The following is a 13,158-nucleotide window of genomic DNA, read 5'->3' on the forward strand; positions in this document are numbered from 1 at the left end:
CCCAATAGAAACGGAAGAAGGTGAGTACTTGCAGAATGTAAATATCGATTTATACTTTGTTTTGTTTTATATCTGTCCTTATTTATTGCTAATACCTACTAGACTAGTTAATAAAGTATTTAAAAGATATGAAATTAAAGTAAGAGGGGTAGATTTTGTAGTACCAGTTTTAATTTTTTCTATCCATATCTTTAGTGTACTAATTGTAGGGAAAAGCTTTATTCCATATTTTACTCTTGTTATTTCAATTATTGGTTTAATTTTATCTACTATTTTTGCATTTAAACATAAAAAGCTAACAATTTTGAAAGTTTTGAGAGTCTGGTGGAGATATGTATTTATCTGTGCATTATTAGTGTATATTTCTTTAGGTGTTTTATTGCTTTTGTAATTTAATACAATAATTAAAAATATTAGTAATCAAGTTACAACAAATAGTCCTCATCTAGAAATGGATGAGGGCTATTTGTATGGGAACGTACATACCTTTATTGGTTGGGATGGCAAGCTTTTTTCTCATTTTGAATGTAAGCGATGAATAGCTAGGTACCTGTGAGTCCTAGCGGCCTCCTGTTAAACTTGAGATATCTTAAGTACACAGGAGGTTTTTAATTTGGAAAAGAATAAACAGTCTATCATACCGATAACCCTACATGACGATAAAACTGATCGCCGACACATTTCGAAGTTCCATTCACAGAAAATGGTGGCACATTTAAAAAATAGTCAGACAGAGCTACTTATTTACGAGGGGATCAAACCCTCGACATTGAGAGTTCTCCTCGCGGAGATGTCATTCAATGAAACTCGTTGATTTTACTCAAGTAGAGAATATTTTTATCGTGTGTGGAAAGACGGATATGCGCCGTCAAATTGATGGATTAGCTGCGACGATCACAGAAGAATATGATATGGATGTTTATCATGAGGCCCTCTTTCTCTTCTGTGGTGGAAAGAAGGATCGGTTCAAAGCTCTTTACTGGGAAGGCGACGGCTTCCTTCTCTTATACAAGCGTTTAGAGAATGGGAAATTGAATTGGCCGCGTAACCAGAACGAGATTCAAAAGTTAAGTGCGCAACAGCTGCGTTGGCTGCTTGAAGGATTATCTGTTAATCAAAAAGTCTCCATAAAACCTGCGGTTAAAGGAAGTATAGCCTAAGAAATGAGAGAGAAATTGATGAAAAAATCAATGGCTCTCTCGTTTTCTTTTTCTGACTAGTGTAAAATTTAAGTACTATTTATGTGAGGAGAAGCAGACATGTCTATCAAGAGCGAAAAACAGTTTGAAGTGATTATTGAAAAGTTAGATCAGCTGTTAGAAGAAAACAAACAACTGAAGACCATTATCGCTCAAAAAGATGATGAGCTTTCCTTACAGAAAGAACAAATCGAATTCTTAACTCAGAAATTGTACGGCCCAAAGAAGGAAACGTTGAAAGATGATCCCAATCAAGGCAATCTCTTCAATGAGCGCCTTTTTAGCGAACCAGAGCAGACTGGTGACCAAAGCGACGAAGAAGAAGTTATAGTCACAACCGTTAGCCGTCGCAAAAAACGTAAAGGTTTAAAAGACAAGCAGTTGTCTTCTCTTCCTACTGTTGATCACATTCATGAAATCGAATCTTGCACGTGTCCAACATGTAAGGAAGCAATGAAAGAAATCAGTACACAACTCATCCGTCAGGAAGTGAAATTTATCCCGGCAAGAGTTGAAAACCACAGACATTTCCAAAAAACATATGCCTGCGCGAACTGCGAAAAAAGCGGGACACGGACGCCGTTTGCAAAATCTGAAATCCCAAGACTTCCTTTAAATAATACAGCCGCCTCTGCGTCGCTGATAGCAGAAACGATGTATCAGAAGTTCGAGCAAAAAGTCCCAGCCTACCGACAAGAGGCTTATTGGAATCTACTTGGCTATCCGATTCCTCGGCATACCATTGCGAATTGGCACATTAAAACGTCCCAGTATTATTTCGAAGCACTGGTGGCTGTAATGCGACAAGAACTGTTGAACCAGAAGGTTCTACACGCCGACGAAACGACATTCAAAGTACTGAATGACAAAGACCGACAAAAGTCCTATATGTGGTTATTCAGTACCGGCAAATACAGCGAACGTGCCATACATATCTACAAGCTTGGTCCATCACGCAGTGGCTCTGTCCCTAGAGATTTCTTAGAGGAGTACACTGGCTATCTACATAGTGATGGATTCTCCGGGTACAACAATCTTCCAGGGATGACGATGATTGCCTGTCTGGCGCATATCAGACGGAAGTTCTATGACGCCCGTCCAAAGAACTATTCCAGTAAGAGTGTCGCTCATAAGGGAGTCACGCTGTGTAACGAGTTATTTGCGTTGGATAAGTCCCTCAAGGACTTATCTGTTAGCGAACGGTATGATCAGCGCTTAGAACTAGTGAAGCCAAAGCTTGAGGCGTTTTTTGACTGGTGTGAATCCCTAACTGCGCATGGCAAACTTGGCACAGCGATCAACTATGCGCTGAATCAGAAAGAGCGAATGATGAACGTTCTGAAGGACGGCCGTCTCGTGCTATCCAACAATCTAGCCGAACGTGGCATCAAGTCACTCGTTATGGGCAGAAAGAACTGGCTGTTTTCAAAATCTTTTGAGGGTGCTCATGCCGTTGCGACTATTTTGAGTCTCGTCGAGACGGCCAAATCCAACGGATTACATCCACGAAAATATCTGGACTACCTCTTAACTTATCTTCCAAATCGACAAAATACACCTTTGGAGGCTTATTTGCCATGGAATCCAAAGGTGCAGATGGAATGTCGCTAGACATTCAGTATATTATACTCTTCGGACATTTCTTATTATAGAGGTGTCCGATTTTTATTTGTAGGTACTCAGCTATTCATCGCTTACTTTTGAATTATAGAGATAGAAAAAAGGGAACGTAAGTTATTTTTATTCTTGCTAAGTTATATATTTTACATATTTTTTGAGTATTTTTCTAATATTGGGTGGTAGAAAGTGGGGCATTGTGGTAGACTATGCCATATATGTGGGGAAAGGGGGCAGTGAAATGTTGTTGGGAGAATATAAGCATAATATCGACTCTAAAGGTCGCTTGATTGTACCAGCTAAATTCCGAGAAGATTTAGGCCAATATTTCATTGTCACTCGTGGACTAGACGGTTGTTTATTCGGTTATCCACAAAAAGAATGGGAAGTTTTAGAAAAAAAACTTAAACAACTTCCTTTAGCAAAAAAAGAATCAAGAGCTTTTACAAGATTTTTCTACTCTGCGGCAACCGAATGTACGTTGGATAAGCAAGGTAGAATAAATATCCCTCAGACTTTAAGAGACCATGCCAAGCTAGATAAAGCTTGTTATGTCGTAGGTGTTTCTGAACGTTTTGAAATATGGAGCGAAGAAAGATGGGACGCATTTTCAAAAGAAGCTGAAGGTTCATTTGAAGATATGGCAGAAGAAATGGTTGATTTTGGATTTTAATTAATAATATTGAAGATAACTTGAATAGACAGGAGGCTAAAATGTGGAATTCAACCATGAGACAGTTTTATTGAAAGAAGCAACAGATGGCCTAAATATTAAGCCGCATGGAGTATATGTAGACTGTACTTTAGGTGGGGGTGGACATTCAGCACTTATACTGGATCAGCTGAATGACAAAGGCCATTTATATGCCTTTGACCAAGATAATACAGCGATAAGGTATGCAAAGGAAATATTAAAAGATCAAGTTGAAAAAAATAAGATTACTTTTGTTCAGTCAAATTTTAGAAATTTAAAGAAATCACTGAATGATTTGAATGTTTCAAAAGTTGACGGTATTTTATACGATCTAGGAGTATCGTCTCCACAGCTTGATAACGCAGAGAGAGGGTTCAGTTACCATCAAGATGCTGCCTTGGATATGCGTATGAATAGGGATCAAGAATTAACTGCGCATGATGTTGTTAATAAATGGTCGTATTCTGATCTTGTAAGAATATTCTTTCGATATGGTGAAGAAAAATTTTCTAAGCAGATTGCAAGAAAAATTGAAGCGCATAGAGAAGTTCGAACCATTGATACGACTCAAGAGTTGGTAGATATCATAAAAGAAGCTATTCCAGCCCCTGCAAGACGTAAAGGTGGGCATCCAGCAAAGCGTGTTTTTCAAGCTATCAGAATAGCTGTAAACGATGAATTAAGTGCTGTAGAAGAATCATTAGAACAAGCTGTTGAATTGTTAGATACGAATGGTCGGTTAAGTGTGATTACTTTTCACTCATTAGAAGATAGAATTGTTAAACAGATTTTTAGAGATTTTTCAAAACTGCCTGACGTTCCTAGAGGACTGCCAGTCATGCCAGACTTTAAGAAACCATCTTTAAAGTTAATTAACAGGAAACCAATATTACCAAGCCAAGAAGAATTAAGTATTAATAATAGAGCAAGAAGTGCTAAATTACGTGTAGCTGAAAAACAAGTATAAAATTTAATATGAAAGGAGAATTTTTATGGCTATGAATGACAACTTAGCAAGAGAAATTAATATGCAAGCTATTCCAAAACCAGTTCAACAACCTGAGTATCAGCCTGGTAGAGTACATACTAAGAAAACGGTAAAAAGAGGAATAACTCGTTTAGAAATTTGGGTGATCAGTTTCTTTGGAGTTGTGTTATTTGGACTATTAGTTGCTAATATCACAATGGCGATGCAATTATCAACTACGAATCGAGCAGCTCAAGATCTAAGAGATCAATCAGCAGAGATTCAAACCGTAAACGAGAATTTAGAACAGAATATACAAGAACTTTCTCGCTATGACAGAGTATATGAAATCGCTGAAAACAATGGGCTGAAGATGAATGAAGATCAGATTAGGAATGTAACCCCATGAAAAAAATTACTAAGAAAATAAGAGCTACTAATCCATTTCGTAACCGTAAAATTATTGCTGTTTTCCTGTATTTAGCATGTTTTATAATGTTTGGATTTGTGGCTCTTCGCTTTTCATGGATTATGGTCAAAGGTGAAATCAATGGGGAAGACCTTTTGCAGAATATAGATAATCTTTATACTAGAAATACGGTTTTACAAGCTAATAGAGGAACAATATATGACAAGAATGGAAATCCGATAGCAATGGATGCCAGTTCTTATAAACTAGTAGCTATACTAACAGATGAATGGTCTAGTCCAACTCGTCCTCAACATGTACAAGAACCTGAAAAAGTAGCAAAAGTACTAACCAAATATATTTCTATGAGTGAAGAAGAAGTATTGGAAAAACTGACTAAAAATTCCTCTCAAGTTGAATTTGGTGCTGCTGGAAATAATTTATCCTATGATATAGTTAGTCAGATACAGGAAGAACTTGAAAAAGAAAACCTCACAGGAATTACGTTTCAAGATAAAAAAACAAGACTCTATCCAAACGGAACTTTTGCTTCTCATACTATTGGACTTGCACAAGTACAAAGTGATGATGAGAGTGATGAAGCTTATCAGCAATTGAAAGGCATCATGGGTCTAGAACAGACTTATGATGATATTCTTAAAGGAACTAATGGTACAATTGAGTATCAGAAAGATCCCTATGGGTATGTTGTTCCAGGCGAGGAAGAAATTAGAGAAGAAGCTGTGGATGGTAGCGATCTATATTTAACTTTAGATCGCAGACTTCAAGTTTTATTAGAAAATGTAATGGAAGAAGTAGATGAAGAACACACCCCTGAAAATATGACTGCTACATTGATGAATGCAAAAACTGGTGAAATTCTAGCTACTTCTCAACGACCTTCTTTTAATGCAACTACCAAAGAAGGTATTGATCAGTCATGGCAAAACTTATTAGTTGAATATGCATTTGAACCTGGTTCAACAATGAAGGTAATGACACTAGCTGCTTCTATTCAAGAAGGTACTTTTCACCCTGATAGTTATTATATGTCTGGAGAAATTTCTGTTGCAGGCGGGACTGTTCATGACTTTAACCCAGATGGATGGGGATCGATTACTTATCTTGAAGGGTTAGCTCGTTCTAGTAACGTTGCTTTTGTTCATCAAGTTGAAGAAATGGGCTATGACACCTGGAAAAAATATTTGGACAATTATGGTTTTGGTGAAGCTGTCGGGATGAATTTGCCTAACGAGTATAGTGGTAGTAATAAATATGAATGGCCATTAGAGAAAGTTAATACAGCATTTGGTCAAGGACTAAGCGTGACTCCTGTGCAAATGCTACGTGCTTTTTCAGCTATCGCAAATGAAGGTAATATGGTAAAACCTTATCTGGTAGACCATATAACAAATAAGACTACAAATGAAGTGACACAATTTGAACCGGAATATACAGAGAGCTTAATTTCAAAAGAGACTGCTCAAAAGACACTACAGTATTTAACTGAGACAGTAAATAATGAACATGGAACGGCAAAAGGATATAAAATTGATGGATATGAAATTGCTGCTAAGACCGGTACTGCTCAATTATATAACCCAGATACAAAGCAGTATTATAGTGGAGGAGGAAATTACATTTATTCAGTTGTTGGTATGGCACCGGCGGATGATCCGGATGTGATTTTATACGTGACAGTACAGCAGCCTGATTTTAATGGAGCAAGTCAAGGTAGCGAAGTTGTGCAAAAAATATTTAATCCTGTGATGAAAAGAGCTTTGGAATATATGGATGCAGAAGATGGGGACAGTACAGAAATTGTTCAAAATGAAATGATGCCTAACTTGATTGATAGTAACACATCCGAAGCTGTAACAGAGATTCAAAGCAAAAGTTTGAGCACTTCTATTATCGGAACAGGAGATAAAATAGTACAACAGTTTCCGTTAGAAGGTTCAACGTTATATGATGGTCAGAAAACAATTTTATTAACTAATGGAGCAATGACATTGCCGGATATGAGTGGATGGTCTAGAAGTGATGCGATGAAAGTATCCGAAATGACTGGAGTCGAATTCGAATTTGAGGGAGAAGGATATGTTTCAGAACAAGAACTTGCTCCCAATTCATTTATAGAACCGGGCACTAAAGTTAAGCTATCTTTGTCTCCTGTATCGGGTGAAGAAGAGTAAAGTTAAAAGTTTTAAAGGAGATAGGATAAAGAATGTTAGAATTATTAAGAATAGTTACTCCGGTGTTAGTTAGTTTTATTATTACAGTAATCTCTATGCCATTTGTGATTCAGTACTTCAGTAAAAAACAATTAGGTCAAGTAACCAGAGAAGAAGGACCGACATGGCACGAAAGTAAATCTGGCACACCCACTATGGGTGGAGTTTCATTTATCTTTGCCGTCACTATAACAGTATTGATTTTAAGTTATTTCCTTGATGTCTTTACAACAGGAATACTATTATTAACTTTTATTTTAATTCTGTATGGATTGATTGGATTTTTAGATGATTATATTAAAGTTATTATGAAACGAAATCTTGGTTTAACTAGTCTACAGAAATTAATTGGACAAATTATAGGTGGAGTCGTATTTTATATCGGTCTTAATTTATTGAACTATCCAACAGTTTTAAGTATTCCATTTTTAGGTTCAATTAATCTTGGATGGGGATATGGATTATTCTTGCTGTTCTGGCTTGTTGGATTTTCTAATGCTACAAATCTAACTGATGGAATTGATGGTTTGATGGCAAGTACTGGTATGATTGCCTATCTTGCTTATGGAGTGATTGCTGGAATACAAGATCAATGGGATATCATGGTTTTCTCTTTATCAGTTTTTGGGGGTTTGCTTGGCTTCTTTATATTCAACAAAAAGCCAGCAAAAGTCTTTATGGGAGATGTTGGTTCATTAGCGCTTGGAGCAGGTTTAGCAGGGATATCGATTCTGTTGAATCAAGAATGGACTTTAATTCTTATTGGAATCATCTTCGTTTGTGAGACTGCAAGCGTGATGCTGCAGGTAAGTTCATTCAAGCTGAGAGGTAAAAGAATTTTCAAGATGAGTCCCATCCATCACCATTACGAAATGGTGGGATGGAGTGAATGGAAAATAGTGGGAATATTTTCGTTAATAGGGTTCCTTATGGCTTTAGTCGTACTATTTATTTTGGTATAATAAGCTGAAAAAGCTGGATGTAGAGTGATCTACTTCCAGTTTTTAAACTATTCACTATACAATCTGTATATCAATTTTGAAAATGAGGGATAAATATGAAGCAAATAGACAAGTATACTAATAAAAAAATTCTCGTATTAGGATTGGCTTTAAGTGGCGTAAGTGCTGCTAAATTGTTACATAAGTTAAAAGCTTTAGTGACTGTCAATGATTATAAAAATCTTGATGAAAACCCAGAAGCTAGAGAGCTTATTAACGAAGGTTTAAGAGTAATTACAGGGGGACATCCAATAGAGTTGATGGATGAAGATTTTGAATTGATCGTCAAAAATCCTGGAATCCCGTACTCAAACCCAATCGTTAAAAAAGCCATAGAAAAAGGTATCCCAATTATTACAGAAGTAGAACTGGCATATGAAGTTAATGAAAGTAAAATGATCGGTATAACTGGTACAAATGGTAAAACTACAACCACAACAATGATTACAGAAATATTGAATACAGATCGTGTACTTGGAACAGCTTACGCTGCTGGAAACATTGGAACACCAGCTAGTGAGGTTGCGATGAAAGCAACAGAATCTGATGTAACAGTTCTGGAATTATCCAGTTTTCAATTGCTGGGTACGCTTAATTTGAAACCAGCCATTTCAGTGATTACTAATTTATATTCTGCTCATTTAGATTATCACGGAACTAGAGAAGAATACGTAAAAGCAAAAATGAAAATTACGGATAATCAGACAGAAAATGATTATTTAATATACAATGCTGATCAAGAAGAGTTGTCAGAACTGGTTATTCAGCATAGCAAGGCCCAGTTGATCCCTTTTTCACGTAAGAAAAAAGTAGAACAAGGTATATATGTGAAAAATGATAGAATATATTTCAATGAAGAAGAGGTTCTTGAAGTAAATGATATTCTCCTGCCTGGAAAACATAATTTAGAGAATGCTTTAGCAGCAATAGCTGTAGCGAAATTAATGAATAAGTCTAATGAAGCTATCAAAAAAGCTTTAATGCAATTCAAAGGTGTCAAACATCGTACACAATTTGTGTGCACATTCGAAGGGCGTAAATTTTATAACGATTCAAAAGCAACTAATTCTTTAGCTACAATCAATGCTCTAGAAGGATTTGAAAATCCAATTATTTTATTAGCAGGCGGTTTAGACCGTGGGGTATCATTTGATGAACTAATACCAGCAATGAAAAAAAATGTTAAAGCTGTACTTGCTTTTGGTGAAACTGCAGAAAAGATTATTGAAACGGCCAAGAAAGCTGGAATAAACAAAACAATCAAAGTAGTAAACGTTGAACAAGCTGTTCCAGAAGCTTATAAAATGAGTGAACCTAATGATATTATCTTACTTTCACCAGCTTGCGCAAGTTGGGATCAGTATCCAAGTTTTGAGATCAGAGGAAATGCATATATGGAAAGTATAGATCAATTTATCCAATCGAAACAAGAGGAGGAATAAAGCACCGATTCGGTGTTTGACCAAACATGAAAGTATTATTGACAGGTGGCGGAACAGGTGGGCATATTTATCCAGCTTTGGCGCTGAAAAAAAGAATTGAAGAACGATATCCTGATTCTGAATTTTTGTATATTGGAACGGAAAGAGGTTTAGAAAGTAAAATTGTTCCTGAAAACGCTGTTCCATTTAAAACAATCAAAGTGGAAGGGTTCAAGAGGAAATTAAATCTAGAGGGTATTTTATATAATTTGAATACGATAAGACTATTCCTCTCAGGAATCAGTCAATCAAAGAAATTCATTAAACAGTTTGCTCCAGACGTAGTGATTGGGACAGGCGGATATGTTTGTGCACCTGTCTGTTATGCTGCCGCGAAAGCAAAGGTACCAACGGTTATACATGAACAAAATAGTGTGGCAGGAGTTACGAATAAATTCTTAGCTCGATTCGTAGATAAAATAGCTGTTTGCTTTGAAGAAGCAGTTACTCAATTTAAAGGAAATGAAGCAAAGGTAATTTATACAGGGAACCCTAGAGCTCAAGAAGTAGCAGGAATCAAAAAAACACCCATTTTAAAACAGTTTGATTTAAATCCTGATAAAGAAACAGTCCTGATATTTGGTGGAAGCAGAGGTGCACAGCGAATTAATCAGACATTTATTGATAGTTATCAGAAATTATCTGAACAGCCTTATCAAGTAGTTTATGTGACTGGAGAAGTGCATCATCAAAATATTATAAGTCAATTAGAGAAAAAATACGGAGAATCTATGCATACGGAATCCATTCGTGTTGTTCCATATATACAAAAAATGCCTGAAGTATTTGCAGCCGTTTCTATAGTTGTGGGTCGAAGCGGAGCAACTACCTTGGCAGAGTTAACTTCTTTAGGGATACCAAGCATTCTGATACCAAGTCCAAATGTAACAGAAGATCATCAGACAAAAAATGCCTTAAGCTTAGTTCATCATGGTGCTGCACTGATGATACGTGAATCTGAATTATCAGAAAAAAGTTTTGTAGAAGAAATCAACAGACTTATGAAGGATGAAGACAAGAGAAAAGAAATGGCAGACAATTCTAAAAAACTAGGGAAACAAAAAGCTTCTGATGAACTGATCGAAATTATTAATCAAATCACCTAACTAACTTGTTAAGGAGGAGAGTAAAATGAAAAAGAACCATCATCACTCGGTTACCAATATAAAAGAACTTTATACGAAAAAAAATATTGGCTCTCCTTCAGGAAAGAACAAGAAAGGCCAAATGATTAAAATTAAATGGACAGTATTAGTATTGTTTTTTTTGACTATGATGTTTTCTTCTATCTACTTTATAAGTCCTTATAGTCAAATTAGAACAATCTCCGTCTCTGGAACCAATGAAGTATTTGATCAAGAAGTAATTGACAGCAGTGGAGTTCATTCAGGCGAATCACTGTGGGGAACTTATTTTGAAAGAAAAGCAATTTTTCAAAATATCAAAAGTGAATTGCCACAAGTTAAAAATGTTAAACTCTATATAGAAGGATTGAATAATTTCCGCTTTGAAATTAGTGAACTTAAGACAGTAGCTTACTTAACTGATGGTGAAAATTATTATAATATTCTAGAAGATGGCACAACTTTGAAAAAAGAATATACTGCAACTGGTGGCAATTTACCGACATTTATTGGTTTTTCTGATGGAAAAGTGCTCAATCAAATGTTAGATCAGTATAATGAGTTAGATGATAATGTCAAAGCAATGATCTCTGAAATGGAATGGATCCAAAATGATCGTAATCCCTTACTTGTCAAAGCTTACATGAATAACGGAAATGAAATACTCGCTTCTATCCCGAGTTTCGCGGAACGGATGCAACGTTATCCGCAGTTAGTAAGAGCTGTAGAAGGAGAAAATGGATTATTTGATTTAGAAGCTGGTGCTTATTTTTTACCATTTTCTACTGAAGATGATCAGAAATACGATGAAGAAAACAGCGTTGAGATAGATGAAACTTCTAATGAATAAAGTTATTCATTAGATTATATACCAAACATACAATCGATTGTTACATAAAAGTTATATTTTGTATTGAGAAATCAATAAACTAACTTCTATAACGATAGTAATGTATGGTAAAATAAGAATTAACATAAAGTTAATCATATTAAAGTTAGTATGGATTTTTTCTATACGTTAATGCATAAAAAACTAAATAATTCTAGGGTTAGACCTGAATATACTAAAATAATACCTAGTGTAGACTGGAGGTTTCAATCAATAATGGAAAATGGTGTTTACGCAAGTCTAGATATTGGAACCACTTCAATCAAAGTTATAGTAGCTGAAGTATTAAATGGACAAATGAACGTGATTGGAGTCGGTAGTGAGAGATCTAAAGGACTAAACAAAGGCATGATTGTTGATATTGAAGAAACAAGTAATGCGATAACTTTGGCAGTTAAACAGGCCGAAGAAAAATCAGGTCTTAAAATTGAAGAACTTATTGTAGGAATACCCGCGCAAGGTGTACAAATAATTCCTTGTAACGGATATATACAAGTGGAGCAATCTCATGAAGAGATTAATGATCAAGATGTAGAAAAAGTTATTCGGGAAACATGTTTGAATTCTGTTCCCACTGATAAAGAAGTCATTTCAGTAATGATTGAAGAATTTTTAGTAGATGGATTTGACGAGATTAAAGATCCTAGGGGAATGGTTGGAGAAAGACTAGAGGTATATGGTACAGTATTAGCAGTTCCTAAATCAATTGTTCATAACATTAAAAAATGTGTTCAACTATCAGGATATAGTATTAAAGATTTGATTATCCAACCTCAAGCAATGGCACAATTGGTTTTGTCAGAAGACGAAAGACAATTCGGTACTATACAAATTGATATTGGCGGAGGACAAACAACTGCATCAGCTATACATGATCATCAATTGAAATTTGTTCATGTAGAGCAACAAGGTGGAGAGTTTGTAACAAAAGACATATCGATGGTGTTGAATACATCAATCCAAAATGCGGAAAACCTGAAAAGAGATGTTGGGTATGCCTTTGCAAATCATGTAGCCGACGATCAGTTTGTTCATGTAGATGTAGTAGGTCAGCAAGATCCTATTAAAGTTAAAGAGTCATATATTTCCGAAATAATAGAAGCTAGATTGGAACAGATTTTTGAAGTTTTAAAAAATAAACTGGATAAGATTGATGCATTATCTTTACCAGGAAAAGTTAAACTTACTGGTGGGGCAGCAGCAATACCTGGAATTAGAGAACTTGCTGAAGATATATTTGAGGTTCAAGTTGATGTGTACATACCAGATTTTATGGGAGTAAGATACCCATCCTTCACTAATGCAATTTCACTGGTCTATTATGAAGGACAATTAGATGGTATTCAAAAATTAATTAATCAAATAAGCTTATCAGATATTAGATCTAATTCGAAAGAATTATCTCATAGTTCAAGTAAATCAGTAAATCATCAGAATTCAAAACAAGAAGAAACTTACGTGAAGTCAGCAGAAACGCAAAAAGGACCATCTTTCACAGAAAAAGTTAAAAGCTTTTTCTCAACATTTTTTGATTAAATATCGT

At 35.6% G+C, this 13,158-nt stretch carries 12 protein-coding genes; all 12 read left to right on the forward strand.

Going from position 1 to position 13,158, the window contains the following annotated elements; translation table 11 throughout:
* The first annotated feature begins 28 nt into the window (after positions 1 to 28).
* The 12 genes from BKP56_RS07765 to ftsA all read left to right on the forward strand — a co-directional run bounded on the left by BKP56_RS07765 (position 29) and on the right by ftsA (position 13,151).
* Positions 29 to 391: a DUF3397 family protein gene (locus tag BKP56_RS07765; protein ID WP_072694534.1), complete on the forward strand. Its 363-nt coding sequence runs from the start codon at positions 29 to 31 to the stop codon at positions 389 to 391.
* Positions 392 to 800: 409 nt separating this feature from the next.
* Positions 801 to 1,160, forward strand: a complete 360-nt coding sequence (gene tnpB, locus BKP56_RS07775) for an IS66 family insertion sequence element accessory protein TnpB (protein ID WP_072693819.1) — start codon at positions 801 to 803, stop codon at positions 1,158 to 1,160.
* A gap of 99 nt (positions 1,161 to 1,259) precedes the next feature.
* Entirely contained in the window at positions 1,260 to 2,810 is a 1,551-nt protein-coding gene (tnpC, locus tag BKP56_RS07780) for an IS66 family transposase (protein WP_083540463.1), read from the forward strand.
* Between the two features lie 247 nt (positions 2,811 to 3,057).
* Positions 3,058 to 3,489 (forward strand): division/cell wall cluster transcriptional repressor MraZ, encoded by a 432-nt coding sequence (gene mraZ, locus BKP56_RS07785; protein WP_072694535.1) that lies wholly within the window; start codon positions 3,058 to 3,060, stop codon positions 3,487 to 3,489.
* Positions 3,490 to 3,532: 43 nt separating this feature from the next.
* On the forward strand, positions 3,533 to 4,477 hold the full coding sequence (gene rsmH, locus BKP56_RS07790) for a 16S rRNA (cytosine(1402)-N(4))-methyltransferase RsmH (protein ID WP_072694536.1): 945 nt from the start codon (positions 3,533 to 3,535) through the stop codon (positions 4,475 to 4,477).
* A 25-nt stretch (positions 4,478 to 4,502) separates the two neighbouring features.
* The gene (ftsL, locus tag BKP56_RS07795) at positions 4,503 to 4,886 is read left to right on the forward strand and encodes a cell division protein FtsL (RefSeq protein ID WP_072694537.1); all 384 of its coding nucleotides are present in this window, start codon (positions 4,503 to 4,505) and stop codon (positions 4,884 to 4,886) included.
* Positions 4,883 to 7,081, forward strand: coding sequence for a penicillin-binding transpeptidase domain-containing protein (locus BKP56_RS07800; RefSeq protein WP_072694538.1), 2,199 nt, complete (start codon positions 4,883 to 4,885; stop codon positions 7,079 to 7,081). Before ftsL ends, BKP56_RS07800 begins: the two co-directional genes overlap by 4 nt.
* Positions 7,082 to 7,113: 32 nt before the next feature.
* The gene (gene mraY / locus BKP56_RS07805; RefSeq protein WP_072694539.1) at positions 7,114 to 8,082 is read left to right on the forward strand and encodes a phospho-N-acetylmuramoyl-pentapeptide-transferase; all 969 of its coding nucleotides are present in this window, start codon (positions 7,114 to 7,116) and stop codon (positions 8,080 to 8,082) included.
* Between the two features lie 95 nt (positions 8,083 to 8,177).
* Positions 8,178 to 9,563: a UDP-N-acetylmuramoyl-L-alanine--D-glutamate ligase gene (gene murD, locus BKP56_RS07810; RefSeq protein WP_072694540.1), complete on the forward strand. Its 1,386-nt coding sequence runs from the start codon at positions 8,178 to 8,180 to the stop codon at positions 9,561 to 9,563.
* 26 nt (positions 9,564 to 9,589) lie between these two features.
* Positions 9,590 to 10,708, forward strand: a complete 1,119-nt coding sequence (gene murG / locus BKP56_RS07815) for an undecaprenyldiphospho-muramoylpentapeptide beta-N-acetylglucosaminyltransferase (RefSeq protein WP_072694541.1) — start codon at positions 9,590 to 9,592, stop codon at positions 10,706 to 10,708.
* 25 nt (positions 10,709 to 10,733) lie between these two features.
* On the forward strand, positions 10,734 to 11,576 hold the full coding sequence (locus BKP56_RS07820) for a cell division protein FtsQ/DivIB (protein ID WP_083540517.1): 843 nt from the start codon (positions 10,734 to 10,736) through the stop codon (positions 11,574 to 11,576).
* 255 nt (positions 11,577 to 11,831) lie between these two features.
* Positions 11,832 to 13,151 carry a cell division protein FtsA gene (ftsA, locus tag BKP56_RS07825; protein WP_072694542.1) on the forward strand — a complete coding sequence of 440 codons (1,320 nt, stop codon included), beginning with the start codon at positions 11,832 to 11,834 and terminating at the stop codon, positions 13,149 to 13,151.
* Positions 13,152 to 13,158 lie beyond the last annotated feature (7 nt).

Source organism: Marinilactibacillus sp. 15R (assembly GCF_001895285.1).
Classification (GTDB): Bacteria; Bacillota; Bacilli; order Lactobacillales; family Carnobacteriaceae_A; genus Marinilactibacillus; species Marinilactibacillus piezotolerans.